Source organism: Brevibacterium album DSM 18261 (assembly GCF_000426445.1).
GTDB lineage: Bacteria > Actinomycetota > Actinomycetes > Actinomycetales > Brevibacteriaceae > Brevibacterium > Brevibacterium album.
Window position 1 is genome coordinate 334,942 of sequence record NZ_AUFJ01000010.1, and the last position, 26,210, is coordinate 361,151.

General features: G+C 70.5%; 23 protein-coding genes, 1 tRNA gene and 1 pseudogene. 12 read left to right on the forward strand and 13 right to left on the reverse strand.

Translation table 11 applies throughout. The features are described from left to right. Position 1 precedes the first annotated feature (1 nt). The 3 genes from K318_RS0105675 to K318_RS0105685 are packed head-to-tail and all read right to left on the reverse strand — an operon-like array spanning position 2 to position 4,110. On the reverse strand, positions 2-1,024 hold the full coding sequence (locus K318_RS0105675; protein ID WP_029088771.1) for a phosphotransferase: 1,023 nt from the start codon (positions 1,022-1,024) through the stop codon (positions 2-4). Then, positions 1,021-2,256, reverse strand: coding sequence for an aspartate aminotransferase family protein (locus tag K318_RS0105680; RefSeq protein ID WP_029088772.1), 1,236 nt, complete (start codon positions 2,254-2,256; stop codon positions 1,021-1,023). Before K318_RS0105680 ends, K318_RS0105675 begins: the two co-directional genes overlap by 4 nt. A 9-nt stretch (positions 2,257-2,265) precedes the next feature. Then, positions 2,266-4,110, reverse strand: a complete 1,845-nt coding sequence (locus tag K318_RS0105685) for a flavin-containing monooxygenase (RefSeq protein ID WP_051297598.1) — start codon at positions 4,108-4,110, stop codon at positions 2,266-2,268. A 110-nt stretch (positions 4,111-4,220) separates the two neighbouring features. Between K318_RS0105685 and K318_RS19700 the strand changes: the two genes are divergently transcribed. Then, entirely contained in the window at positions 4,221-5,276 is a 1,056-nt protein-coding gene (locus K318_RS19700) for a helix-turn-helix domain-containing protein (RefSeq protein ID WP_051297599.1), read from the forward strand. On the opposite strand, the gene K318_RS0105695 is transcribed toward K318_RS19700, so the two are convergent. Continuing rightward, positions 5,264-6,253, reverse strand: coding sequence for a helix-turn-helix transcriptional regulator (locus K318_RS0105695; RefSeq protein WP_029088774.1), 990 nt, complete (start codon positions 6,251-6,253; stop codon positions 5,264-5,266). The two genes, K318_RS19700 and K318_RS0105695, sit on opposite strands and share 13 nt — an antisense overlap. A 96-nt stretch (positions 6,254-6,349) precedes the next feature. Between K318_RS0105695 and K318_RS0105700 the strand changes: the two genes are divergently transcribed. Continuing rightward, entirely contained in the window at positions 6,350-7,369 is a 1,020-nt protein-coding gene (locus K318_RS0105700; RefSeq protein WP_084499756.1) for an SDR family oxidoreductase, read from the forward strand. 8 nt (positions 7,370-7,377) lie between these two features. Here K318_RS0105700 and K318_RS0105705 read toward each other — a convergent pair whose 3' ends face one another. Beyond that, positions 7,378-7,740 carry a hypothetical protein gene (locus tag K318_RS0105705; RefSeq protein ID WP_029089008.1) on the reverse strand — a complete coding sequence of 121 codons (363 nt, stop codon included), beginning with the start codon at positions 7,738-7,740 and terminating at the stop codon, positions 7,378-7,380. Positions 7,741-8,004: 264 nt separating this feature from the next. On the opposite strand from K318_RS0105705, the gene K318_RS23515 reads away from it, so the two are divergent. After that, positions 8,005-8,550 (forward strand): hypothetical protein, encoded by a 546-nt coding sequence (locus tag K318_RS23515; protein WP_051297600.1) that lies wholly within the window; start codon positions 8,005-8,007, stop codon positions 8,548-8,550. 9 nt (positions 8,551-8,559) lie between these two features. On the opposite strand, the gene K318_RS25205 is transcribed toward K318_RS23515, so the two are convergent. The 4 genes from K318_RS25205 to K318_RS0105735 all read right to left on the reverse strand — a co-directional run bounded on the left by K318_RS25205 (position 8,560) and on the right by K318_RS0105735 (position 11,435). Then, on the reverse strand, positions 8,560-8,691 hold the full coding sequence (locus K318_RS25205; protein WP_029088777.1) for a putative transporter small subunit: 132 nt from the start codon (positions 8,689-8,691) through the stop codon (positions 8,560-8,562). A gap of 2 nt (positions 8,692-8,693) precedes the next feature. After that, a complete protein-coding gene (locus tag K318_RS19705; RefSeq protein WP_211233298.1) occupies positions 8,694-10,358 on the reverse strand; it encodes a sodium:solute symporter family protein in 1,665 nt (554 codons plus the stop codon). Positions 10,359-10,681: 323 nt separating this feature from the next. Further along, on the reverse strand, positions 10,682-11,227 hold the full coding sequence (locus K318_RS0105730) for a DUF488 domain-containing protein (RefSeq protein WP_029088778.1): 546 nt from the start codon (positions 11,225-11,227) through the stop codon (positions 10,682-10,684). Beyond that, on the reverse strand, positions 11,220-11,435 hold the full coding sequence (locus K318_RS0105735) for a hypervirulence associated TUDOR domain-containing protein (RefSeq protein WP_029088779.1): 216 nt from the start codon (positions 11,433-11,435) through the stop codon (positions 11,220-11,222). Before K318_RS0105735 ends, K318_RS0105730 begins: the two co-directional genes overlap by 8 nt. A gap of 163 nt (positions 11,436-11,598) precedes the next feature. On the opposite strand from K318_RS0105735, the gene K318_RS19710 reads away from it, so the two are divergent. The 4 genes from K318_RS19710 to K318_RS19715 are packed head-to-tail and all read left to right on the forward strand — an operon-like array spanning position 11,599 to position 16,938. Next, the gene (locus K318_RS19710) at positions 11,599-12,267 is read left to right on the forward strand and encodes a TetR/AcrR family transcriptional regulator (RefSeq protein ID WP_051297602.1); all 669 of its coding nucleotides are present in this window, start codon (positions 11,599-11,601) and stop codon (positions 12,265-12,267) included. Then, positions 12,264-13,688 carry an MFS transporter gene (locus K318_RS0105745; protein WP_029088780.1) on the forward strand — a complete coding sequence of 475 codons (1,425 nt, stop codon included), beginning with the start codon at positions 12,264-12,266 and terminating at the stop codon, positions 13,686-13,688. Before K318_RS19710 ends, K318_RS0105745 begins: the two co-directional genes overlap by 4 nt. After that, complete coding sequence (locus tag K318_RS0105750) at positions 13,685-16,102, forward strand: ABC transporter permease (protein ID WP_029088781.1); 2,418 nt, start codon at positions 13,685-13,687, stop codon at positions 16,100-16,102. The genes K318_RS0105745 and K318_RS0105750 overlap by 4 nt, the downstream gene beginning before the upstream one ends. Before the next feature lie 14 nt (positions 16,103-16,116). Further along, positions 16,117-16,938, forward strand: coding sequence for an ABC transporter ATP-binding protein (locus tag K318_RS19715; RefSeq protein WP_051297603.1), 822 nt, complete (start codon positions 16,117-16,119; stop codon positions 16,936-16,938). Positions 16,939-17,068: 130 nt separating this feature from the next. On the opposite strand, the gene K318_RS23520 is transcribed toward K318_RS19715, so the two are convergent. The 3 genes from K318_RS23520 to K318_RS0105770 form a co-directional block, all read right to left on the reverse strand. Beyond that, entirely contained in the window at positions 17,069-18,319 is a 1,251-nt protein-coding gene (locus K318_RS23520) for a PQQ-binding-like beta-propeller repeat protein (RefSeq protein WP_156913817.1), read from the reverse strand. Positions 18,320-18,360: 41 nt separating this feature from the next. After that, the gene (locus K318_RS0105765; RefSeq protein ID WP_169721448.1) at positions 18,361-19,593 is read right to left on the reverse strand and encodes an outer membrane protein assembly factor BamB family protein; all 1,233 of its coding nucleotides are present in this window, start codon (positions 19,591-19,593) and stop codon (positions 18,361-18,363) included. A 72-nt stretch (positions 19,594-19,665) separates the two neighbouring features. Then, positions 19,666-20,349, reverse strand: a complete 684-nt coding sequence (locus K318_RS0105770; RefSeq protein ID WP_156913819.1) for a DUF8017 domain-containing protein — start codon at positions 20,347-20,349, stop codon at positions 19,666-19,668. A 231-nt stretch (positions 20,350-20,580) separates the two neighbouring features. Between K318_RS0105770 and K318_RS19730 the strand changes: the two genes are divergently transcribed. From K318_RS19730 to K318_RS0105785, 3 genes are read left to right on the forward strand one after another with little or no spacing between them, the layout of a single operon-like run. Next, a complete protein-coding gene (locus K318_RS19730; protein ID WP_035280737.1) occupies positions 20,581-21,645 on the forward strand; it encodes an ABC transporter substrate-binding protein in 1,065 nt (354 codons plus the stop codon). Beyond that, entirely contained in the window at positions 21,635-22,726 is a 1,092-nt protein-coding gene (locus K318_RS0105780; protein ID WP_245579777.1) for a FecCD family ABC transporter permease, read from the forward strand. Before K318_RS19730 ends, K318_RS0105780 begins: the two co-directional genes overlap by 11 nt. Further along, positions 22,723-23,520, forward strand: a complete 798-nt coding sequence (locus K318_RS0105785; protein WP_029088786.1) for an ABC transporter ATP-binding protein — start codon at positions 22,723-22,725, stop codon at positions 23,518-23,520. Before K318_RS0105780 ends, K318_RS0105785 begins: the two co-directional genes overlap by 4 nt. A 102-nt stretch (positions 23,521-23,622) precedes the next feature. On the opposite strand, the gene K318_RS0105790 is transcribed toward K318_RS0105785, so the two are convergent. Next, a tRNA-Ala gene (locus tag K318_RS0105790) sits at positions 23,623-23,695 on the reverse strand. 135 nt (positions 23,696-23,830) lie between these two features. Here K318_RS0105790 and K318_RS19735 point away from each other — a divergent pair. Together K318_RS19735 and K318_RS0105800 are read left to right on the forward strand one after the other, a co-directional pair. Then, positions 23,831-25,505, forward strand: a pseudogene (locus K318_RS19735) (ATP-binding cassette domain-containing protein). A gap of 4 nt (positions 25,506-25,509) precedes the next feature. After that, positions 25,510-26,115, forward strand: a complete 606-nt coding sequence (locus K318_RS0105800) for a TetR/AcrR family transcriptional regulator (protein WP_029088787.1) — start codon at positions 25,510-25,512, stop codon at positions 26,113-26,115. The last annotated feature ends 95 nt before the right edge of the window (positions 26,116-26,210 follow it).

Here is a 26,210-nt window from a genome sequence, read left to right on the forward strand (position 1 = left end):
GTCAGCGCAGCAGCGCCTCCAGCGTCGCCCAGGTGTCCTTGGACCGGAGGCGCTCGTAGTCGTCCTCCTCGATGAGGACCGGTGATTCCGCGGCACGGGCGTGCCAGAGCGCCCAGTTCACGCACAGCCGGAGGGTCGCGAGCGGCAGCAGCAGCGCCCGCTCCTCCGCCGTGAGCGGGACGTGCCGTTCATAGCCCTCGGCCACTGCCCTCAGCCGCGCGAGCGGGTCCTCCGTCCTGCGCATCGCGTACGCCGCGGCGATGGCCGGATCGCACACGCGCGGCACCCGGTGCGCATCGCCGAAGTCGATGACGCCGCTGAGCTTGCCGGAGGCATCCACCAGCAGATTCCCGTCGTGGAGGTCCTGGTGCACCACGGTCCAGGGCACCCCGTCCAGTCGCGGCGCATGCACCCGCTCGAACTCCTCGACGAAGCGCCGCACGCGTTCCGCACGCTCCCGCAGCTCGGCGGCTCCGGTCCGCCTGCCGGCCGCATCCAGCCGGGCGAGCCCTGCGCGCACCACCTCCGGCCCGCGGTGCAGGAGCCAGTCGTGCGCGGGCAGGTCCGCGGGCGCGCTCAGCCGTGAGAACGCCTCCGTCAGCAGCGCCGAGGCCTCACCCACCTTGCGGAACGTCGACAGGCCCGGATCGGGCACCTCAGCCAGCCGCGTCCCCGCCACCCAGCCCACCACTCGCACGGCGAGCGCGCCGCCTGCCCCGGCGGGAACGGAGATCCGCGTCCGCCCGTCCCGTGTGCGCCGCAGCGACGGCACCGCGAAGGGAAGGGACGCCTCGGCGGCGGTCTGCAGCAGGGACTCCTGCCAGTCGAGGGAGACGGCCGGGACCCAAGCGTCGCTCACCTTCGCCACCCAGTCCTGTCCGGCCTGATCCGTGAACCTGTAGTTCCTGTCGTGCTCCCCGTCGTAGGTGCGGGGATCGCACGGTTCGCAGCCGTACTCCTGCGCCACCGCTGCGAGGACGCGGTCACGCTCGGGGCTGCCCCGCGATTCCGGACCGGGACTCATCGCGGTGCCTCGGCGAGCGCGTCCCGCATCGTCGCCGTGAGCACATCGATCTCCGCATCCGCGATGACGAGCGGCGGCCTGATCTTCAGCACCGCGCCCGCCGGCCCCGTGGAGCTCACGAGGACGCCGCGGCGGTAGAGGTCCTCGACGAGCCGGCCCGCATGCGCTCCTGCGGCATCCGCGTCGCCGCCGTGGGCGGGCCGCAGGTCGAGCCCGAGCATGAGCCCGCTGCGGCGCACGTCGGGGTGGACTCCCGCCTCCGCACAGACCTCCCACAGACCGTGGCCGAGGCGCGCGCCCGCCTCCTCGACCCGCTCGGCCCAGCCCGGCCGGGAGAGCGCCCGCAGCACAGCCTGTGCCGCCGCGACGGGGACGGGGGTGCCGGCGAAGGTGTTGAAGTAGCGCCGGCGCGCGCCGAAGTCGTCGAAGACCACGCGTGGGCCCGCGACTGCGGAGATCGGAAGGCCGTTGCCCATCGGCTTGCCCAGCGTGATGAGGTCGGGGGCCACGCCCAGATGCTCGTAGCCCCACCAGGAGCCCGTGCGGCGGAAGCCGGACTGCACCTCGTCGGCGATATAGAGGCCGCCGGCCGCGTGCACCGCATCGACCGCCGCCGTGAGGCGGACGCCCTCGCCTGCGAGGATGCCGTCGCTCGTGAAGGTCGAGTCGACGAGGAGTGCCGCGACGCCGTGGCCGCGTGCCGTGAGCGCGCGGCAGGCTTCGGCCACCCGCCTGCCCAGCTCGGCGTCGAAGTCCGTGCGGTGGGGCTCCGGGACGTCGACGAGCGCGACGCGATCGGGCACCGCTCCCGAGAGCGAGGGCGAGACCTCCGCGACAGCCGCGGTGGTGCCGTGGTAGGCGTTCCGGGTGACGACGACGCCCTCGCTCATGGAGGTGAAGCGGGCGAGCTGTAGGGCGAGATCGACCGCCTCGGAGCCGGAGCAGGCGAAGACGAGCGCTTCGATGTGCTGCGGCAGCAGGGCCAGCAGCTCCTCGGTGTACTCGGCGATGAGCGGGTCGAGGTAGCGCGTATGGGTGTTGGCGCGCAGCAGCTGCGCGTGCACGGCCTCCGCGACCTCGGGGTTCGAATGGCCGAGGACGGGCACGTTGTTGTACGCGTCGAGGTACCGGCGCCCGTCCGCGCCGATGATCGTGCAGCCCTCGGCCCGGTCGATCTCGAGCGGCTCCGAGTAGAAGGTGCGGTACGTGCCTGCCCTGCGCTGCGGTGTCATGGCCCGAGGCTAGCTCGTGTGGTGCACCTCCTGCAGGCCGTGGACGGGCGTGTCGATGCCCTCCATCCGGGCCTTGAGCTGCAGCGCCAGATAGCGGGAGTAGTGGCGGGACTGGTGCAGGTTCCCGCCGTGGATCCACAGCCTCTCCACCTGGGTGGGCTTCCACATGTTCCGCAGCTCGCCCTCCCAGGGACCGGGATCCTTCGCGGTGTCCGAACCGAAGCCCCAGACCTTTCCGAGCCGATCCGCGACCTCCGGGGAGACGAGGTCGGTGAGCCACTGGTTCATGGATCCGTAGCCGGTGGCGTAGACGATGAGGTCGGCGGGCAGGCGCGTCTCCTCGCCGTCCGGGCCCTCGACCACGACAGCCTCCGGTTCGATCCGCGTGACCTGACCGCGGGCCAGCCCGATGCGCCCGTCGATGACGAGCTGGCTCGCGCCCACGTCGATGTAGTAGCCCGAGCCGCGGCGCAGGTACTTGAGGAAGAGACCGGAGCCGTCCTCGCCCATGTCGAGCTCGAAGCCGGCGTCCGCGAGGGCCTGGTAGAACTCGCGGTCCTGCTCCGCCATCTCCTGATAGACCGGGATCTGCATTTCCGGCAGCAGCCGGTAGGGCCACGAGGCGAAGAGCATGTCCGCCTTCTCCGTCGTCACGCCGTTCGCCAGCGCCTCCTCGGAGTACAGAGGTCCCAGTGCCAGCGACATGAGCGATTCGCTGCGGGAGATGTGGGTGGAGGAGCGCTGGACCATCGTCACCTCAGCGCCCTGTTCCCACAGGGCCGCGCAGATGTCGTGGGCCGAGTTGTTCGAGCCGATCACCACCGCCCGCCTGCCCTCGAACTCGCCCTCGCCCGAGAACTCCGAGGAATGCGCCTGCTCACCGGCGAAGGTCTCCGCACCCTCGAACTCGGGGATGTGCGGATAGCCGGAGACGCCCAGGGCGAAGATCAGCTGGGCGGGGCGCAGCTCGACCTCCTCACCGCGACGGTCCACCCGCACCCTCCAGGTGCCCGCGGCCTCGTCGAACTCCGCGCCCAGGCACTCCGTGCCCGACCAGTAGTCGAGCTCCATGAGAGCGGTGTAGTGCTCCAGCCAGTCGCCGATCTTGTCCTTGGCCGCGAACACCGGCCAGTCGTCCGGGAAGGGAAGGTAGGGCAGGTGGTCATACCAGACCGGGTCGTGCAGATGGAGGGACTTGTAGCGGTTGCGCCAGGAGTCGCCGGGACGTTCGTTGCGCTCGACGACGAGTGTGGGCACGCCCAGCCGCTTCAGCCTGGCGGCGAGGCCGATCCCGCCCTGGCCGCCGCCCACGATCACGGCATAGGGCTGCTTCTCGCGGCCGAACCGCTCCCGATGCTCCTGCTTCCGCTCCAGCCAGGTTCTCCGCCCGCGGGTGATGACGTGGTCCACGCCCTTCTCCCGCGCGCTCCCCCGCTTCTCCTCGAAGCCCTTGAGCTCCTGCATCGTGGTGAGCAGCGTCCAGGCACGGCCGCCGCGCAGCCGCAGATGGCCCCATCCGCGGGAGACGGCGGTCTCGAAGGTGATCCACGCCTCCGTCACTCCCTCGGACTCGCTCGCAGGCTCGTCCAGGGACCAGCCGGAGGGCTCGATCAGCGGGAGCTGGGAGGCCAGCATGTCCCGGATCTGCTCGCGTCCCTCGAGCGTGCGGATGTTCCAGGTGAAGGAGACGAAGTCACGCCAGAAGCCCTCCTCCTCGAAGAGCGCGGCCGCCGCCTCCGCATCGCCCGCCCGCAGCGCCGTGTCGAAGGCGCTCAGCCAGGCCTCCACCGCCGCGTCGGGTTGGTTCGCGCCCGCCGCGGCCTCGGTCGTCACACCAGCATCGCTCTCGGCCATGTCCACTCCTTCGTGTCCCTGTCCACTCCTTCGTGTCCCTGTCCTGTACTCTCCACCCATGAGGTAGATCACAGCACCGTTGCGAACAGTCTCGTGCCCCGGGGGTGGCAATGCCGTTGCATCCTTCGCTGCGCTTCGCCGATCCTGCGACCTATGCCAGGCGCACAGTCGAAGCCCACGCCGCGGCTCTGGCCGGCGGCAGTCCCGCAGATGTCGACTCCCGTGTGCTCGCGGCCTGGCGGCGCAGCGATGCCGCCGGCGTCTCACCCGACCAGGAACAGCCCGCCCAGGTGCTCACGCGCGGCGAGCTCGCACAGGCACGGGAGACCACTCCCCTGCAGGATGTGGCCGGTGACGTGCTCTCGTCGCTGGCCGACACCTCGGCGGCGGGTCGTCACCTCGTGGTCCTCACCGATGCCCGGGGCGTCCTGCTGTGGCGCTCCGGCAGCGGCTGGGCCATGCGGGGTGCCGACTCCATCGCCTTCGCCGAGGGGGCGGACTGGTCCGAGACCGGCATCGGGACCAATGGGATCAGCAGAGCGCTGGAGACCGGCGCCCTCTCCCATGTCACTGCGGGTGAGCACTTCGTCCGCGCGCACCACACCTGGACCTGCAGCGCCGCACCCATCCGCGACCCGCGTGGAGGCATCGCCGGAGTCCTCGACATCTCGCTGCCGGTGAGGTTCGCGACCGCGGAGTGCGCGTCCCTGGTGCGGTGCGGCGTCCGTCTGGCCGAGGCGCTTCTCGCGGCGAGGCTGCCGCCCGCAGACCGCGACGGGAGTCCCGCGCGAGGCCCAAGCGCAGGGACCGGCCCCGTCACCGAGATCCGGCTGCTGGGCTGGCGGCCCGAGGTGGTCCGTGCCGACGGCTCGCGCACACCGCTCACGGCGCGGCGCGCGGAACTGCTGGCGCTGCTCGCCTCCCGCGCGGGGTGGACTGCCAGGGCACTGGCCGAGGCCCTCTACGGCGACGGCGATGCCGCGACGACGGTGCGGGGCGAGGTCCGGCGCCTGCGCCGGCAGACGGGACTCACGATCCGCTCGCAGCCCTATGCGCTGGCCGAGGCGGAACGCGCCCGGGTGGACTTCCTCACCGGCGGGGACGCGCTCGAGCTGCTGCCGGACTCGGACGTCCCGGCGATCGTGGACCTGCGCTACGGAGTGTGAGCGTTCCGCTCCGCGAGCGCCCGGCCGCGTGCGCAGAGCCCGCGGCGGAGTTCGAGGGGGCTGAGCACCTCGACTCCGGGCACCCCGAGCAGCTGGGCGAGCGCGATGTCGGGCCTCTCCATGCGCATGCGCAGCTGCAGATGTGCGTCTGTACGCTCCGCCGCCGCAAGTGCTCGCCGTGCCTCCTCCCCCGGCACGCAGGCGAGCAGAGCCGCCGCCGAGCCCTCCGGGATCCGCATCTCCACGTCCGTGACGAGCACCGATGCCTCGAACTCGGCGGCGCTTCTCCTCCAGTGCTCGGCGAGGGAGAAGCCGGGCGGCCGGACGACACGCTCTGCGCGCACGGTGACAGCGGAGATCCGCGAGACCCGGTAGGTGCGCACACTGCCTCCGGCGGCAGCCACGAGATACCAGGTGCCGGTCTTGAGCACAAGGCCCAGCGGATCCAGCAGGCGGCTCACCTCCTCGGCGGGCTCCTCGCCCGGCCGCGCGTAGCGGACTGAGACGCGACGGCCGGCGCGGACCGCCTCCGCGGTCTCCGCGAGTGCCTCCGGCCGCTCCTGATCGGAGAACCACTCCTCGCTGTCGAGCAGGAACCGCTCATGCACCGCCGCGGCATCGCCGAGGCCGCCGGAAGCCGCGCCGCTTCCCGGCACACTCGCCGCCAGCATCTTCAGGCGCGCGGTCGCGAACTCGGAGCGGAGCCCGAGGCCGCGCGCCCCGGCCTCGCCCAGCATGAGGGCCTGCACCTCCGGTCCCGTCATCCCGAAGACGGGCGAGCGCCACCCCCCGACCACCCCCACTCCCCCGCCCGGGCCGGTCCGCGTCCATATAGGCACGCCCAGTTCGCGCAGCGCCTCCAGATCGCGCTGCACCGTCCGTGCGGAGACCTCGAAGCGCCGCGCGAGCGCATCCACGCTCGTCGCCGGCAGACGGGTGAGCTCCAGCATCATCCCCAGGAGCCTCGATGCGGTCATGGTCCTCACACTATTCCCCATTCCCGCCATAGGGTGTCGGGAACAGGTGTGAGTGTGAGAGGCGCACACGAGACCTGAGGAGAAAGGAACACCCTGATGCCGGAGAGCACATCGAAGGGAACCGGAACGCCCGGAGCGCCCGGAACCGCGGAATCGCGGGCCGCAGCAGCCGAGGACGCGGAGAGCCTGCGTGGCAGGATCGCCCTCGTCACCGGCGCTACGCGCGGGGCGGGACGGGCGATCGCACGCGAACTGGCCGCCGCAGGAGCAGAGGTCTACTGCACGGGCAGGTCGACGACGGGTGCGCCCTCCGACTACGGACGCACCGAGACGGTCGCGGAGACCGCGGAGCTCATCCGCGCGGCCGGTGGGACGGCGCACGCGGTCACCGTCGATCACCGTGACCGCGCTGAGGTGCGAGGACTGATCGAACGCATCGACGCAGCGCACGGCCGACTCGACATCCTCGTCAACGACATCGGCGGGGAGGCCTATGTCGAGTTCGACACGCCCCTGTGGGAGTACGACTGGGAGCGCGGCATGCGGCTGTTCGAGGCCGGACTCCTCACCCACCTCATCACGAGCCATGCCGCACTCGGACTGCTGACACGGAACCCGGGAGGGCTCGTCGTCGAGGTGACGGACGGCACCCGCGCCTACAACGCGGAGCACTTCCGCTCCACCGTCTTCCTCGACCTCACGAAGACCGCCGTGGATCGGCTCGCCTACGCGCAGGGGCACGAGCTCGCCGGCCGCGAGGGCACCGCGGTGTCCGTGACCCCGGGCTGGCTGCGCTCGGAGACGATGCTCGACGCCTTCGGCGTCACGGAGGACACCTGGCGGACCGCCGCCGAGGCGAACCTCGGCCGCGACGGCGCCCTTCCCCCGTATGAGTTCGTGATCTCCGAGACCCCCGCACTGCTGGCCAGGGGCATCCGGGCCCTGGCGGAGGACCCGGCCCGCCACCGGTGGAACACCCGTTCGGTGAGCTCGTTCGAACTGGGCACCCACTACCGCCTCACCGACGCCGACGGATCGCTGCCGGACGCGTGGAGCTTCATCGAAGCGCTGGAGACGACACCTGCCGCAGAGCTCGCGGTCGACGACTACCGCTGAGGCGCGGCTCAGCTGAAGGCGATGCGCACGAGACACGCGATCCTGGCAAGAGTCGCCTCGTCGATCTCGTCGAGAAACCACGCCGAGGGGCGCAGGGTGCTGCCGGACTCGCGCTCGACCGTGGCCTTCTCCGACAGTCCGAACGACATCACTCCGTCGTCGAGGCGGAAGAACACCAGCACCGGCGCACTGCGGCCCGTCGCATAGCCGGGCATGCCGTACCAGATCCGGGGCTTGAGCTTGGGGCCGGCGCCGAGGATCGCCTCGTGCAGGCGGCCGGCGATCGTCGCATAGGGCTCCGGCATCGCCGCGATCTTGTCGAGGACCGCCTGCAGATCCTTCGCGGCCTTGTCGTTCCTGGTGGCGGGCATAATGAACCGTCCTTCTCTCGCGCCGCATCCGCGGCATGGCGAACACAGCCGTCCCGGCGGGAGCGGCTGCGCAATCTCCACTGCGGACGTGTCCTGACCGGGGTCAGTCCTCTCCGCGAATGTGTCAGACGAGCACTTCGTCATCGACTGCGCGAGGGCACTGAGACGTGCCGACGGCCAAGATACCACGGAGGCCTCCGCGCTGGCCTCCTGCCGCCCGATGTGCTGGACTGGCCTGTCCGCACCACCGACACAGGAGAGACCATGGGGATCAGTCGACTGCCCGCGGCATGCGCTGCCGGAGCGGCAGCGCTCGTCCTCGCCGCATGCTCCGGCAGCGGCGAGGGCGAAGGCCCGTCCGAGGCCGCGCGCGCGGAGACCTCTGCGGCCGCAGAGGCGGACGGGGCGGAACAGGCCGGGGGCGGGACGCCCGGCGAACCGCTGCAGATCACCGCCCACGGCGAGGGGCCCATCGGCCTCACTGCGCCGGGCACCGCCGAGGAGGCCGGCAAGGCTGCGGAGTACACCGGAAAGCTCATCACCGGCCCCGGCGGCTGCCTCGCGGTCACGGAGGCTGCCGCCTCGGGAGAGAGCCGGGAGCAGCGTCCCGAGCTGGTGATCTTCCCCGAGGCCGCCGAGTTCACGCTGCGGGGCGAACGTCCCGGGGTCACCGCCGACGAGCTGGGAACCGTGCGCGTGGGCGAGCAGATCGCCTTCGAATCGCGCACTGTCCCCCGCTCCGAGGTCGCCGGCGTCCCCGAGCGCTGCGCGCACGGCGGCGCCGAGACGATGCGAGTGGTGCTCGGGTGAGCGCCGGGATCAGATGATCGGCCGGCCCTCGACCCGGGCCTCCTTCACATCCTTGGCGAAGCCCCGTGCGATGGTCACGAGGATGCCGGCCACGAGGATGGGCCAGACGAGGACGTAGGCGGTGAGAACGGCTGCGGACATGGTCAGTTCCTCTCGTCGTGTGCGGCAGGGGCGGTGTCCGTCGCGGGGCGCGCGGTGCTGCGGGACGCGGTCGTCGCATCGCCTGCGGGCTCCTCCGCGTTCCCCTCGGTGTCGAAGTCCCCCGTGACGGCCCGGATCCGGTCGAAGTCGAAGTCCATCCTCGACCACGCCGACAGCGCCCAGCAGACGAGGAAGGAGACCGCATAGGCGACCAGCGAGCCGGAGAGCACGGCGTAGTCCCGGAAGAGTCCGAAGCCGAACGGCAGCATCCCGGCCGTGGCGATGACGCCGACCCACACCGCCACGGTACGGCCGAAGAAGCCGAAGGCCATGATGCCGAGCACGACGCCCACACCGGCGATCGAGAGCGCCTCCACCACGACCGCCCAGGCGCCGGTGAGCGGGATGAGCTCGAAGCGGACCGGCAGGAAGACCGCGAGTGCGGCGAGCACGGAGGCGGTGAAGGCGAGGTTCGTGACCTTCTTCCAGTAGAACGAGGCGATGACGGGGAACACGAGGCAGCCCCACAGCGCACCCACGAACACGAGCAGGTCGAGGATGTTGAAGCGCGCGGTCGCGAAGTACAGGGCTGCGGCCGTCGCGGCGATCATCGTGATGCGGCCGATGAGGAGCATGGTGCGGGGGTTCGCCCTCCCGCGGCCCACCGACTGCCCGTAGACATCGGCCATGACGATCGAGCTGAGTGCTGCGAGGTCGGAGTCCGCCGTCGAGGACAGGGACCCGATGATCATGATGAAGGCGAGCGCAAGCAGCAGGAGCGGGAGGTATTCGGCTGCCATCTGGGGCAGCAGGTTGTTCACATCGCCGTCGAGAGGCTGCACGCCCAGGTACAGCGCCATGACGCCCACCATGCCCGCACCGATCACGGTGGCGCCGTAGCCCACCGTCGCGGTGACGAACGTGGGCTTGATGAGGTCCTCGCGCACGGCGAAGAGGCGCTGGGCGATGGTCTGATTGCCGATCGCATAGGCCAGCACCGCGGCGATGTACGGCGCGCCCTGGTTCATGAAGGCGTCGGAGGAGAAGAAGCTCTCCTGCTGCGGTGTGACGTTGCCGGCCGCGCGCCCTGCGGCGAACATATCGGGGCCGCCGGCGGCGAAGAAGATGACCGGGATGACGATCGCCGCTGCTCCGAGCATGGCCATGACCTGCACGAAGTCCGTGAGCACGGAGGCGCGGAAGCCGGACCAGAGCGTGTAGAGGAGCACACCGGCCGCCACGATCACGATGCCCGCACCGAAGCTCAGGGGCGAGAGCATCGAGATGATCGCCCCGCCGGCGATGAAGTTGGAGGTCAGCGAGATGACGGAGCCGAGGACGTTGGAGCCGGCGAGCATGAGCTGCGAGGAGCGGCCGTGACGGGCGTACATCACCTCGGCCAGCGTGTGCGCCTTGGGCGCCACGGCACGGATCCGCTTGCCGAAGGGGTAGATGAACAGGATCATCAGCGCGCCCCACAGACCGTAGTGGATGGGACCGGACACGCCGTAGGTGTATCCCGCGGTCACGGAGGCGTACATCGAGGACGCCCAGATCCAGGTGGCGGTCATCGAGGCCGCGGAGATCCCGAAGCCGATCCGATTGCCTGCCGTCATGTAGCCGTCGGCGTTCTCCCGGCGTCTGGAGATCGCGACGGACATCCACATGGTGCCGCCGTAGAAGAGGAGCAGGAGGAGCAGCACGCCGGGCGTGCCCAACTGTGTGAGAGTCGATTCCTCAGAGGCTGTCAGCACGGATTCTCCGATCTGCAGGGGACAGGACGTGTCCGCGCTCCCGAAGGTCCGGGCGGGCGCTGCCCGTATGATCGACCGTCCGTTCGGATGAGCGTCGCGACTATGCGATGATTCCACATAGTTCCATCCGTATCCACTTCATATTCTCTGAAGGTCCAGGTGACAGCCCCGCGTATCCGCGACTGGCGCCGGGATCAGCGCCCCGCCCGCGCCTCGGTCGCGGGCGGAGAAGCGGCTCACCCCCGCTGCTGATCCGCGGGGTAGGTGACGATGCCGTCCGGACCCACCCGCGCGCCGCGGCTGAGCTCGGCGGCGTCCACGCGCCCCGACCCCAGGATGTGCCGCACCTCGTCGCCGGCGGCCAGCAGGTGATCGGCGATGATCCGGCGGTGGCAGCGCCACCACACGGCCTCGGAGCACATCACCGCCGCGCGCGAGGCGCCGCCCCGGCCGCGCAGTTCGGCGAGCGCCTGGGCGAAGTCCTCCGAGAGGGCGTGATCGGCGTAGTTGTGGAAGCTGCGGTTCTCCCACCAGGCATTCACGTCGAAGGGCACGTCACGGCTCACCGGCCGCCGCCCTGCGAGACCCGCCGCACGCCGATATCCGATCCCTTCGGCATCGAGGGAGGCGGCGAGCCCGTCCCGGTCGAACTGCGGATGCCGTGCGGAGCCGGGGAGCTTCCGGACGTCGACGATCAGTTCGATGCGGGACTCGCGCAGCAGGCCGAGGAACTCCTCGAGCGACCGGCTCGAGTGCCCCACGGTGAAGAGGGTCTCAGTCATCGAGCAGCCGCAGGGCGCTCCCCCTGTGAGCGGCGATGTGATCCGTCCTGTCGCTCTTGATCTCGTACTGCGGATCGTCAGACGACGCCCTTCGAGTGTGGCCCTTGTAGTCGAAGTCCTCCGTGTACACCTTCGTCACGGTTCCGGAGACATGACCGGCCTCCGAGTTCCAGGCGACATGGTCACCCACGCTGAAACGCTCGGTCATCTCCGCCCCTCCTGCGATCGCTGCGATCTCCCGCTGGCCGCCGGCACGCCCGGCCCCTGTGGACTCTTCCACGATAGACCCTGTTCAGCACGTCTCGGAAGATGCCGGGCCGATGGTTGACTCTACGGTGTAGACTACGATGTTGAGAACCAGAGGAGAGCAAGTGACCAGCAGAAGCACAGATGCGCGGCGACGACAGCCCCTCTCCCGCGAGCGGGTCGTCGAGGCCGCCCTCGCGATCATCGACGCGGACGGCGTCGAGGCACTCACGATGCGGAGGCTCGGCAAGGAGCTCCGGGTCGATCCGATGATGGTGTACCGCCATTTCCCGAGCAAGGTCTCGGTGCTCGACGGGGTGATGTCGAGGATCTGGGCGTCCGTGGAGCTCGGTGAGCTCGGCGACGAGAGCTGGCAGGAGGCTCTCGCCGCGACGATGCACGGTCTCCGCCGCGCTCTGCTCCGCCACCCGCGTGCCGTGTCGATTCTGGGCACCCGCCCCGCAGCCGGCCCCGAGCTCTTCGCGCTCCTGGAGCAGATCCTTGCGCGCCTCGCCGGTCTGGGCATGCCCGTCGACGGCGGCTCGGCCGAACTGCTGAATGCCGTGGTCAACTACACCGTGGGCCACGTTCTCGCCGAGGGCGGTGACCCCGTGGGCGGAGAGACCGGCAGGGACGGGTTCGAGCTGAGCGATCTGTCCGCACTCCCGACCCTCGCGAAGGTCTTCGGCAGCGGTTGGAGGTACAGCCCGGAGCGGCAGTTCGATCGAGCGCTGCGGGGCATGATCCGGGGCTGGCGCGCCGGCCCTGAGTCTGCGGAGCCGGAACGACAATGACCGAGGGCACAGCAGCAGTGCGCGGGGCGAGCGGAACCACGGTGCCGATCCGCACCGCCGTTCGCGGCGGCGCGGTGTTCGCCGCGGCGTGGAGCGCGCAGCTGCTGGCCAGGATCGGCAACGGGCTGACCCCGTTCGCCCTCACAATCCACTTCTACCGTGAGACCGGACTGAGCTCCGCGGTCGCCCTCATCACGCTCGCGGGGTTCCTGCCCGCGGTTCTGCTCACGCCGTACGCCGGGCTCCTCGCGGATCGCATGAACCGCCTCGTGCTGATGGCACTCGCGAACCTCGGAACCGCCCTCGGCCTCGGCCTCCTCACCGCGGTGCTCATGCACCGCCCCGACAGCCTCTGGCTGATCGGCACCTGCCTCGTGACGGGCTCGGCCTCGAGCGCGCTGCTCGATCCCGCCTATCGGGCGATCGTGACGGATCTCCTGCCGCCCGCGCACTACGGCCGGGCAGCGGGGTTCGTGCAGTTCGCATCGGCCTCGCAGTTCCTCGTCTCCCCGGCGCTCGCCGCTGCCCTGCTCGCTCGCGCGGACATCATCGCGGTCGTCTGCGTGGACCTCCTGCTGTCGCTCACCGCGACGCTCATCATGATGGGTGCAGTGCGGGCAGCCCGCCGCACGGATGCCGCCGATCGGCTTCCTTCTCGCGCTGCCACCTCGGTCGCCGCACGGCCGCCCGGCCTCTGGCGCGAGCTCACGGAGGGCATCACGCTGCTGCGCACGGAGCGCGGCCTCCGCGCGCTCCTGTGGACGGCGACGTGCGGGACGTTCTGCCTGGGCATCCTGCAGACGCTTCTCACTCCTCTCGTGCTGGACCTCGCAGGCGACGGAGTGCTCGGCGCGGTGCGTTCGATCGCGGCGGTCGGGATGGTCGCAGCGAGCCTCGCCATCGGTGTGCTCGGTGCGGGCAGAAGGCCTCTCGCCCTGATGCGCTGGTCGTTCGCGCTCGCCGGGGTCGCAGTGATCGGGATCGGCCTCCTGCCGAGCGTCACGGCGATCGGTGTCTGCGCCTTCGCCTTCTTCGTCACCCTCGCCCCGCTCAACACCGTCGTCGAAGTGCTGGCGCGGGCGACCGTTCCGGTCCGGGCCCAGGGCCGGATCTGGGGTCTCATGGGCTTCGTGTCGCAGTTCGGCTACGTCCTGGCCTACGGCGTCTCGGGTGTTCTGGCCGATCAGGTGTTCGCTCCGCTCCTCCTGCCCGACGGTCCGCTCGCAGAGAGCCTCGGACCGTTCGTCGGAGTGGGGCCGTCGCGCGGTGTCGGCCTGCTCATCGGGATCGTCGGCCTGCTGCTCCTCATCATCGCGGCGCTTCTCGGCCGGGCCGCGAGCCTGCGCGACCTCGCGACGACGCTCGACCGGGCGGTCCGGGAGGGCAGTGTCGCATCCGCGAAGTCCGGAGGCGGCCCGTGAGCACCGCCGGACTCGTCCGCAGATATGCGTGGAACGATCTGCAGCGGAATCGCGGCACGATGCTCGCCCTCGTGCTCCTGTTCGTGTTGAGCGCGCTCCTCATGGCAAGCGGAGCTGTGGTGCTCGAGCGCCTGAGCGGAGCTGTCGACCGCATGTTCGAGCTCTCGAAGCCGCCGCACTTCCTGCAGATGCATCGCGGTGAGATCGACAGGGCCGCACTCGGCGACTTCGCTCAGCGACACGACCAGATCGAGGACTGGCTCGTCCAGGAGATGCTCGGCTTCCCGTCCGCCGTGATCTCCTGGGAGCACGCGGACGGCTCCGAGCGCGGCGACCTCTCGGCGAGCATGATCGACCATCTCTTCGTCGCGCAGAACGACGGCTTCGACCTGCTGCTGGACGAGCACGACACAGCCGTCGACCCGGCACCGGGCACGGTCTTCGTCCCGGTCGCCCTCGCACGGGAGAACGGCCTCGGGCCGGGGGACGAACTCGCGGTCGAGACGGCATCGGGGACCCGGAGCCTCGAGATCGCGGGCACCGTGCGGGACGCCCAGATGGCGTCGTCCATGTCGTCGTCGACGCGGCTCCTCCTCGCGCAGGAGGACCTGGACCGCCTGCGCGCCGCCGGCGGCGGCGCCTCGGAGTCCCTCATCGAGTACCGCCTCGAGGAGGGTGCGGACACCGGCTCCTTCCAGCGGGACTACGAAGCGGACACACGGCTGCCGCATGACGGGCAGGCCGTGACCGGGGCCATGATCCGGCTCATCACGGTGTTCAGCGACGGCCTCATCGCCATCGCGCTCATGTTCGCGAGCATCCTGCTGATCGGCATCGCGATGCTCAGCATCCGCTTCGTGATCCGCAGCACGATCGACGACGATGTGCGCGAGATCGGAGCGCTGAGGGCGATCGGGATACCGCATCGCACCATCGAGTCCCTGCTCCTCGCCCGGTATGGGGCGATGGCGGCGCTCGGATGCGCCATCGGCGGGGTCCTCTCCGCCTTCGCCGCTCAGCCCCTCACGCAGGGCATCCGGACGAACTTCGCGAGCCCGCCGTCCACCTGGCTCACGTTCGCCGCGCCCGGTGCGGCGGTCCTCCTCGTGCTGGCGACGGTGCTGATCGTCTCCGGTGCATCGCTGCGCCGGATCAGGAGGCTCAGCGTCGTCGACGCCCTCGTGCACGGCCGCGCGGACGTGCCCCGGCGGCGAAGACGCGCGGCACGGGGCAGGGCGCACGCCTCCTCGCGCCTGGCCGGCGCCACGGGCCGGCTCCTCACGCTGCGCCTCGCGCTCGCCGACCTCCTCGCGCAGCGACGGCGGTGGCTCCTCCTCCCCACAGTGATGTGCCTCGGCACGCTCCTCGTCACGCTCCCGGCAGCGCTCCTCGCAACCTTCGATAATCCCCGCTTCACGAGCTATCTGGGTGCGCCGCAGAGCGACCTCCGCAGCGATGTGCAGTTCGCCGCGGAGGACTCCGCGGCAGCCACGGAGGCCGCTGCTTCGCTGCTCGCGAGCCTGGCCGCGGACCCGCGGATCGACGCGGTGCGCCCCTATGCGACGCTCCGCGAGGAGGCCGCCGGACCCGAGGGCTGGGACACCGTGGGGATCGAGGTCGGCGATCACACGCAGACGGATCTGAAGTTCCGGTCAGGAGGCGCGCCCGCAGAGGACGAGGTCGCACTGTCCGTGCTGAACGCCGACCGCCTCGGGGTCGCGGTGGGCGACGACCTCGACCTCCGGGGGATCGGCGCGGCGGGCGGGGACGCCGTGGTGACCCACCGCGTGAGCGGCATCTATCAGGACATCACCTCTGGCGGCTATACGGCGAAGGCACAGGGCGCGGTTCCCGCAGAATCGCACCGCTGGACCCTCTACGCACAGCTCTCGCCCGGAGCGGACCCCACCGTCGTCGCCTCGGAGCTGAACACGGAGTTCCCCAGTGCGAAGACGCTCGCAATGCAGGAGTACACGGCGCAGACCCTCGGGTACGCGACGCACGCCCTGCGCACGTCCGCACTCATCTCGACCGTCTTCGCACTCCTGGCGATCGGACTCATCTCGGTGCTGTTCCTCCGGCTCGCGTTCGGTCGCGACAGAACCGACCTCGGGGTGCTCACGGCCCTCGGGTTCTCGGCGGGCGAGCTCGCGAGCCTCATCTGGATGAAGACGCTGATCGTCTCGGCGCTCGGCATCCTCGCCGGCGGGGCGCTCGCCTCCACCGTCGGCAGCACCCTCGTGTCTGCTGCCCTGGCACTGTCCGGAACAGGGATCAGCCGCCTCACGCTGCTGCCGAACCCCTGGATCTCCTGCCTGGCGCTGCCGCTGCTGCTGCTCGCCGCGAGCGCGCTCGGCCCCCTCGCATACGACCGCCGGCTCCGCGCCGCAGACCGCAGCAGCTGGCTCCGATGACGAGAGGAACGACGATGACCGGCACCGCACCCACGGCACTACCCCTCCTGCGTGTGCGAGGACTCGAGAAGAAGTTCGCGACCACCGATCCTCCGACCCGCGTGCTCGAGGGCATCGACCTCGATGTACGCCGCGGCGAGTTCCTCGCGATCATGGGGGCTTCCGGGTCCGGCAAGTCGACGCTGCTCTACAGCGTGAGCGGCATGGACCGGCCGACCGCCGGCACGGTCGAACTCGACGGCGATGAGCTGACGACGCTCGGCGATCGCACCCTGAGCGCCATCCGGCTCACCCGGATGGGCTTCGTGTTCCAGCAGGCGCGGTTCCTCGAGAATCTCAGCGTGCGGGACAACGTCCTGCTCCCGGCGCTCAGAGCCGGGAAGCTCGGCGCCCGGCAGGCTGAGGCGACCGTCGACGGCCTGCTCGAGCGGTTCGGGATCGCACACATCGCGCACCATGGGGTGACGGAGGCATCGGGCGGGCAGCTCCAGCGGGCTTCCCTCGCCAGAGCGCTCGCCACGGACCCTGCGATCGTCTTCGCCGACGAGCCGACCGGCGCACTCGACAGCGCGATGACGCGGGAGGTCCTCGACGCGCTCACCGACGTGCACGCGGACGGCACCACGATCCTGCTGGTGACGCACGATCCCGTGTGCGCCGCGCGCGCCGAGCGGCTCATCCGGCTGCGGGACGGGGTGATCGCCGCCGAGCGCGAACAGGGCCTGTGGGCGCCGGAGGACGAGGGGGCGCGGGAGCGCGGCGTCCTGGACTGGCTGGCGCACCATGACTTCCGACAGCAGCCGGGTTCCGGCAGAGGAGAGGTGTTCGACGGATAGTCGCTGGTACAGCATCCCGCTCACCGCAGAGTGAGATCATCGACATCGTCAGCAGCTTCGCCGACACCTGATGTCGGTGAGGCGAAGCGTGTGATCGCAGCTCCGGGCCTCGGCTCCGGGCACCGGAATCTCATGAGGTGCGGGCGTGCACGGAGAAGACGGCGTCCTCCCCGGCACCCCGTCGAAGCACCAGGTGATCGCCGGTGAGCGCGACCGGGAAGCCGAGCAGCCGCTCGCCGAGTTCGGCACCGGAACGGTCGACGATCGCGGTGGTGCCCTCGCTGCGGTCATATGTGAGGATGCGCCCGCCCGCGGACAGCTGCGGTTCGGCTCGAAGCGGCACCTCGGCCCCCGACAGCAGCGGTCCGTCCAGCTCGCCTGGCATGAGCGTCCTCAGCCGGTCACGATCCCCCTCGGTGCGATAGACCAGCATGCCGGTCTCGGTGTCGAGGACGGGTGTGCCGAGTGCGTCCGAGAGCCGGTGGGCCGACGTTCCGTCCGTGAGGTCGATGAGCTGGTGCTCCGTGTCGTCCTGCAGGAGCAGCCGGTCATCGCTGATGCCGACGACGGTCCCGGAGGGCCCTTCGCCGCTCCAGCGCTCCTCCCCGCCGTCCAGCTCGAGGGCGGTCAGAGAGCGCCTCGCCGCTGAGGTGCCGGTGAAGGCGACGGCGATGGTCCCGGTCGTCGTCACGGCTCGGGCGCCTTCGGCAGACCACGCTTCTGTGCCGTCCGCGGGACGGAGCGCGAGGGTGCGGAAATCTGCAGGATCGCCGGCGGACTCCTGCAGCAGCGGAGCGCTGGGGCCAGTGACCACAGTGAGCACCTCATCCGTGCCGCCGATGATCCGCAGCGCCCGGTCCGGATCCGACTGCCCCGGCCCTGCGGCCTCATCGGCGGAGGCGACGACGGGAGACCTCCACTGCACCGCGCCGGTGCGGAGGTCGAGCCCCGCGACGCCGCGTTCGGGAGACTGCCGCCGCTGTGGTGGGCACGGCTCGGTGACGCAGTGCGGAGAGTAGTACGGCATCGCGATGACCTCATGGCGTTCGGATACCGCGAGGCCGCTGTCAGGCATGGCGCTGACATCGTCCTCCAGCAGATCGAGGGCATGCATCGACCACTGAATCTCACCTGTGGCGGCATCGACCACGCTGAATCCCCAGCCGTCCTCGATCTGCTCGCTGCCGTCCACCAGTGCGAGGTCGCCGTGGAACGACATCCCGGTGATCATCGTCTGCGCCGTGCCGTTGTCCCAGGTCCACAGTGGTTCAGTGCCGATGGCTATCGGTTCGAACTCGCTCAGCTCGAGGGTGCCTCCCGGTGAGGGGACATCGGCAGGGGCGCTGTCCGAGGTGCCACCGCACCCGGTGAGCACTGCCACCGCAGCGGTGCTGAAGCTTGCGAGTGCCGAGCTCGCGCGCCTCACTGCGCCTCAGTACGCTGATAGGCGGTCACGACCCTGCCTTCGCGCAGGATGAGCAGGTCGCCGATGAGTGCGACCGGGTGACCCGGCAGCCGATCGCTGAGCGCGGCACCCGTGCGGTCGACGACGATGGTCACATCATCGTCGGAGTGATGGGCGAAGATGTGGCCGCCGGCCGCCAGCCGGGGACGGAAGTCCGCCGGGAGGGGTTCGCCGGAGGCGGTCGGCTCCGCTTCGCCGGGCGCGAGGCTGGTGAACAGCGTCGGCTCCTCGGGCTCGCGGAACACCACCAGGCCGGTCTCAGCATCGACGAGCACGCCGCGGACTCCCTCGATCTCAGTCAGTTCGGAGCCCCCGGCAGGATCGATGAGCCGCAGAGACCTCCTGGTCTCGAGTGCCAGCAGATCCTTTGAGGAGTGCACGACCGTGTCTCCGAAAGGTGCCGACGTCGTCATGATCTCCTTCCCCGTGTCGAGGTCCAACAGGGTCAGCTCGTCAGAGCCGGTCCAGGCCGCGACCAGTTCATCGGCGACATGTTCGGGCCAGGCGCCTTCGAACGCCCATCGCTCTGCTCCGTCGGCGGTGTCGAGCACGGTGATGCGGGTCTCGTCGAGAACCGGGATCGGGTCACCGTACATCGCCGCGTCCGGGCCGGTCGCCACGACCGGAACACTGGTGCGCCCGCCTGCGACCTGCCGGTTCGACTCGTCGATCGGCGAGACCCACCGCACTTCGCCGGTGCGCGCTTCGAGGCCGAGCACCCCTTCCTGGTCGGAACCCGGCGCACACGCATCGTTGAGACAACCCCGGGCGTAGTACGGGATCACCACAACGGGTGCGTCATCAGAACCTGCCAGCGCAGCACCGAGGTAGCCTTCGAACTCGACCTCGATGTCGAAGCCTTTGACGGGGCCGAGCGACTCCAGCTCCCACAGGAACGCACCGGACTCCGCATCGGCCACCGCGACGCCTGGGCCCCTGTCACTGCTGGATCTGCCGGTCGCCATCACCAATCGCCCAGCCACACTCTGCTCGTCAAGCCGCACGGGCAATTGACTGCCGTCGTCGATCCACCGCCAGACGGGCTCGGGATCGATCCGAAAGCGGTCCGAGGAACTGTCACTGGGCGCCGTCTCGGTCGAGGCGGCGCCCAGTGACTCCTCCGCGGGAGGTGCCGCAGCGCATGCGGCGAGCAGAGCCGCGACGACGAAGGGAGCAGCACGGAGCAGCATCGCCCGCCCCTCTCGCGGATGGCGGCGGAACCCTCCGAGCAAAGTCCCATGTGCGGATACGCGTGCCATGATTCACCGATCGGCAGTGTCGATGCTGTTGGCGATCGATACGAGGTCTTCGATCGCAGGCGAGTCCGGGTGGCCGAGCTCGGCGACGACCACCAGCATGCTGACCGCTGTGCCGCCGTTCGCAGCGCCTCCCTTGACAGCGAGCATGGCGCTGGAATTGTCGCAGGGGTCGTCCGAGGGCGCGAGCGCAGCCGTTCCGGTGATGGAGGCCCACTCGCCGGAGGCCTTCAGCTCTCCCGTCGCGAGCTCCGGATCGCGCCCCTCGAACAGCCCTTCGACCGAGCGCCTCAGCTCATCGGCGACGGCCTGCGCGGGGTCGTTCGTGCTCTCGTCGAGAGTGAGGACCGCCAGGGCGAGCGCACGGTCGGGGTCGGCCTCGCAATAGCCCTGCCGGTACACCGGAAACGGCTTCGGCTCGGGATCGTCATCGTTCGGGTCGTGAGTGATCTCCCACGCAGCAGGCACCTCGTAGCGCACGTTGCCCCACGCCACCTCCTGCGGCTCGCCTTCGACCGCGCTGGCCGAAGCCCCCGGCGGCGAAGTGGACGGGGCGCTCCGCTCGGGATCGCGCGTCATGGCTGGAGACGCCTCATCGTTCGTCGGTTCGGCACCCGCGCACCCCATCAACCCCAGGATCACGACGGCCGGGAGCACCATTGCGCCCATCCGAGCGGATTTCGGATTCACCCACATGCTTCTACAGCGTAGACCGTGAAGGAGAAGCCTGCAAGCAGTTCAGAACACGCATCACACCGATGCAGGAGAAGACACTGAGCAGGACAGGCGAGGACTCGGCGCATTCCGCAGCAACCGCATTCCTCTCACGTGCCGCTCATCTCGACCCGCGGCCGGGATGACATCACCACTCATTTAGCTTAGGCTTCCCTTGCTCATAGCTCGGTCGCGAAACGAGGGTGGATGTCGAACAAACGCTGGGCGGGGCTCATGGCCGCCGCGGTCCTGTCTGTGGCCGCTTCGGGATGCGGGGCCTCGGAGCCGATGCCCGTCGAGAGCGCCGCCGCTCAGGGCGAGGGCTCCACGGAGTACCCGCTGACGCTGGAGAACTGCGGACGGGAGATCACGATCGAGGAGGCCCCGCAGCGGGCGGTCTCCCTGGACCAGAACTCGACGGAGATCCTGCTCTCGCTGGGGCTCGAGGACCGCATGGCCGGCACGGCGTCGTGGACCGATCCGGTGCTCGAGCCCCTCGCCGCCGCCAATGACGAGGTGCCGAGACTCGCGGACGACGCACCGACGTACGAGGTGCTGCTGGACAGCGATCCCGATTTCGTCACCGCATCGTTCGGACGGCACTTCAACGCGGAGGGCGGCGTCGCCCCGCGCGACAGGCTGGCCGAGACCGGCATCGAGTCCTATCTGTCGCCGACGGACTGCGAGGACGGCACGAGCATCAACGGCGGGGGCACGCGCACCCGTCAGCTGGCCCTCGATGCACTGCACCAGGAGATCCGCGATCTCGCGGCGATCTTCGACGTCCCCGAGCGCGGCGAGCAGCTCATCGCCGAACTGGAGGACCGCACCGAGGCCGCACAGGAGGGACTGGACCTCGAGGGGGCCTCGGCGGCGTTCTGGTTCGCCGACACCCGCACCCCCTATGTCGCCGGCGGTCTCGGCTCCGCCTCGCTGCTGGCGACGCTGAGCGGCATGGGCAATGCCTATGCCGACACGCCCGACGACTGGCCGGCGTCCGGCTGGGAGGCATTCGTGGAGAGGGAGCCGCAGATCATCGTGCTCGGCGACCTTCACCGGGACCGGTTCCCCGGTGATCGGCTCCAGGACAAGATCGACTTCCTCGAATCCGATCCGCTCACCCGCACGCTGCCCGCGGTGCGCGATGAGTGCTATATCGCTCTGCACGGCGCGGAGATGAACCCCTCCATCCGCTATGTGGACGGACTCGAGAAGATCCAGGCCTGGGCCTCGGGCCCCGATGCCGAGAGGTGCGCCGCGAGTGGCCACTGACACGGCCGCCCCGCCCCTCCCCGCACCGGCACAGCCGGCGGCGACCCCCAGGACCCGTACGCTGCCGCGAGCGCTCGCGGCCGCCCTCCTCCTCGCCGCCGGTGCCGCCGGGCTCCTGCTCTCCGTCGGCGTCGCCGTCACATTGGGACCGGCCGATGTGTCACTGGTGAATGTGCGCGATGTCATCACGAACCACCTCGGCCTCACCGACATCCCGGTGCGGGTCTCCGAGGACGCGATCGTATGGCAGGAGCGCCTGCCGCGGGCCCTCGTGGCCGCCGCGTGCGGAACGGGACTGGGGGTCAGCGGGGCGATCCTGCAGTCCCTGCTGCGCAATCCGCTGGCCGATCCCTTCGTGCTCGGCATCTCATCGGGAGCGTCGACCGGAGCGGTCCTCATCGGCGTCCTCGGCCTCGGCGGCACCGTCATCGGCCTGTCCGGAGGCGCGTTCCTCGGAGCCCTGCTCTCGTTCGCACTCGTGCTCCTGCTGGCCCGCCATGCCGGCGCGGGCACCGGGAGCATCGTGCTGGCAGGCGTCGCCTGCACTCAGCTGTTCAGCGCCCTGACGTCGCTGATCACCTTCGGGTTCGCGGATTCCGATGAGGCGCGCGGGGTGATGTTCTGGCTGCTGGGCTCACTGGAGGGGGTGCGCTGGGACGATGCCGCGCTCACCGGCGCCGTCGCCGCCGTCGGCGTCCTGGTCGCACTCGCGCACGTGCTGCCGCTGGACGCCTTCGCCTTCGGCGACGAGGTCGCCTCCTCCCTCGGCATTCACGTCACCCGCACCCGGATCACGCTGCTCGTGCTCACCGCGCTCGTCACCGCGACGCTGGTGAGCGTGGCCGGGGCGATCGGATTCGTGGGCCTCGTGCTGCCGCACGCCGCGCGCCTCGTCGTCGGCCACCGCCACGGCCGGGTCATACCGGCGACGGCGGTCCTGGGGGCGATCTTCATGGTCTGGGTCGATGCGTTCTCGCGCGTCGCCTTCTCCCCCTCGCCGCTGCCCGTCGGCGTGGGGACGGCGCTGGTCGGCGTGCCCGTGTTCGTCCTCCTCCTCATCCGGAAGAAGGCCCGATCATGACGCTGAGCGTGGACGGAGTGTCATGGCGGCGGGGTGGGGCCCTCGTCGTCGATGACGTCACGCTGCACCCCCGCCCGGGCGAGACGATCGGGCTGCTCGGGCCCAACGGCTCGGGGAAGTCGTCGCTGCTGCGGCTGCTCCAGGCGGCGTCGCGTCCCGATGCCGGGACAGTGACCCTCGACGGGCAGCCGATCGGCGCGCTCCCCCGCCGTGCCGTGGCGCGCAGGATCGCCGCGGTCACACAGCACGCCGACACGGACACCGATATCACCGTCCACGATGTCGTCCGCCTCGGGCGCACGCCGCACCGCAGCCTCTGGGGCTCGGCAACGGCGCATGACGAGGCTGCCGTTCGCGATGCGCTCGAGCGCGTGGGGCTCGCCGATGCGGCCGAGCGGACCTGGCGCTCCCTCTCCGGCGGCGAGCGCCAGCGCGCACACATCGCTCGCGCGCTCGCGCAGGAGCCCCGCGAGCTGCTCCTCGACGAGCCCACCAACCACCTGGACATCCGCCACCAGCTCGACCTGCTGCACCTGGTCTCGATGCTCGACACGACGAGCATCATCGCGCTCCACGACCTGAACCTGGCCGGAATGTTCTGCGACAGCATCGTCGTGCTCAGGCAGGGGCGCGCGGTGGCCGCAGGGACGCCGCGGGAGGTGCTCACCCGCGAGCTGATCCGCGACGTGTACGAAGTCGATGCAGAGGTGACGCCGACCGAGGAAGGAGGGGTCGCGGTCGCGTTCACGCGACGCTCATGGGAGCGGGCAGGCCGGCCGCAGCCGACGAGGTGATGGGGGCTGGGCCATCGACGCGGAGAAGGCTTTCGCGTGAGGCAGCGGAAACAGATCTGCCCCACCTGACGGCGGGGCAGATCTCATCATTCTCGAATTATGTGGAGGTAAGGGGATTCGAACCCCTGACCTTCTCCATGCCATGGAGACGCGCTACCAACTGCGCCATACCCCCGAAGGTGCCTACCGGGCCCGCCCGGCGACTCGCACAATCATAGACGACCGCACACCGAGGCACAAATCGCCCCGGGCCCACGCGCACCCAGGCACCCCTCCATCCCGTTTATCACACCTGTGATAATTTGAGTCCATGACTCATCTGGACGTGTCCTCCGTGTCCTATTCCCTCGCGGACGGCCGCCCCCCTGCTGCGCGAGGTCTCCCTGCGCGTGGGCGCGGGCGAGCGCGTTGCGCTCATCGGCGCGAACGGTGCGGGCAAGAGCACACTGCTGCGGATCGTCACGGGCGACCTCGCACCGGAGTCGGGCGCCGTCACCTGCGACGGCAGCCTCGGCGTCATGCGGCAGTTCCTCGCTGGCGGCACCGTGCAGGAGCTGCTGCTCTCGCTCGCACCCCCTGCGCTCCGCACGGCCTCGGCGAAGCTCTCCCGGGCGGAGGCCGCGATGGAGGAGTCCGGCACCACCGAATCCCAGATGGCGTTCGCCTCCGCCGTGGCGGCATGGGGCGACTCCGGCGGATACGAGGCCGAGGTGCTGTGGGACGCGTGCACCGTCGCGGCCCTCGGAATCCCGTTCGAGCGCTGCCGCGACCGCGCACTGACGACGCTGTCGGGCGGCGAGCGGAAGCGCCTCGCACTCGAAGCGCTGCTCCGCGGCCCCGATGACCTCCTCCTGCTCGACGAACCGGACAACTCCCTCGACGTCCCCGGCAAGCGCTGGCTGGAGGAGCAGCTGCGCACGACCGGGAAGGGCATGCTCCTGGTCAGCCACGACCGCGAGCTCCTCGCACGCGCCGCGACCTCGCTTGTGACCCTCGAGCTCGGGGCCGCGGGCAGCACCGCCTGGACGCATGCGGGCGGCTTCGCGGACTACCACCGGGCGCGGGAGCGGCGCTTCGAGCGGCTGGACGAGCTGCGCCGCCGCTGGGACGAGGAGCACGCCAAGCTGCGCTCCCTCATGCTCACGTACAAGCAGAAGGCCGCGTACAACTCTGACATGGCCTCGCGTTACCGGGCCGCACAGACCCGGCTCACCCGGTTCCAGGAGGCCGGACCTCCCGAGGAGCAGCCGCGCGAGCAGCGTCTCGACATGCGCCTGGGCGGGGGACGTACGGGCAAGCGGGTGCTCGAGTGCCGGGGCCTCGCGCTTACAGGCCTGACCGCCCCGTTCGACGCCGAGGCCTGGTACGACGATCGGATCGCCGTGCTCGGAGCGAACGGATCGGGGAAATCGCATTTCCTGCGCCTGCTCGCCGCCGGGGGCACCGATCCCGCACCTGACCATCGGCCCGTGGCCGATGCCGCGATCGAGCCCGTGCCGCACACCGGCACAGCCCGGCTGGGGGCGCGGGCGAGGCCGGGCTGGTTCGCGCAGAACCGGGAGCGCCCCGAGCTGCTGAGCCGGACCCTGCTGGAGATCCTGCACCGGGGCGACGAGCACCGCTCGGGGCTCCCGCGCGAGGAGGCGTCCCGCGCGCTGGCACGGTACGAGCTGGCGCAGGCCGCCGAACGGCGGCTCGAAGAGCTCTCCGGCGGTCAGCAGGCGCGCTTCCAGGTGCTCCTGCTCGAACTCGGCGGCGCGACGATGCTGCTGCTGGACGAACCGACCGACAATCTCGACCTTGTCTCCGCGGAGGCCCTCCAGCAGGCGCTGCGCGGCTTCGCGGGCACGGTCCTCTCCGTCACGCACGACCGCTGGTTCGCCCGCGATTTCGACCGCTTCCTCGTGTTCGGCGCAGACGGCCGCGTGCGCGAGAGCGGTGAGCCGGTATGGGACGAGTCCGGCGCCGACAGGAAGCGGGGCTGAGGCCGTGCCTGCGCGCATCGACCCCGCTCAGCGCCGTGGCCAGATCGTCGAGGCCGCGTTCCGGCTCGTCATCGCCGAGGGGATCACCGGCATGTCGCTGCGGAAGGTGGCGGAGGAATCGGGGCTGAACATCGGCTCGGTGCGGCACTGCTTCGACAGCCACCACGCGCTCCTCACCGCCGCGGCGGAGGAGGCCGGGAACCGCATGGGCCGACGCCTCGCCGGGCACCCCGTCGAGCGGTTGCGCGGGCTCCGGGGCGAGGTCGCACTCGATGCCCTGCAGGCGCTTGTCGAGACGGTCCTGCCCCTCGACGAGGCACGGCGGGAGGAGGCAGCCGTCGTGGTCGAGCTCATCGCGGCCTCCCGCACGATGCCCGTGTTCCGCCCGATCGCAGCGCGCATGGGCGCCGATCTCACCGCGGTGCTGCGCGAGGCGCTCACCGCGCTGGAAGTGCCCGAGGCGGAGCTCGCCGCAGCGCAGGTCTCGGCCGTGGTCGGCGGACTCACCTTCGATGCGCTCACCCCGCACGGGGCTCTGAGCGTCGAGCAGCTCCGGACGATCCTGCGGGCTCATCTGCGCGGCCTGCTGGGGGTATCGGAACCGGGCTGAGGGCGAACGGCCCACTGGCCGCGCGCGATGCGCGCACATCTGCTCCATACCGGGAGGAGGTGCAGAGGAGCCCTCCCACGGTCGGCCTCGTGCGC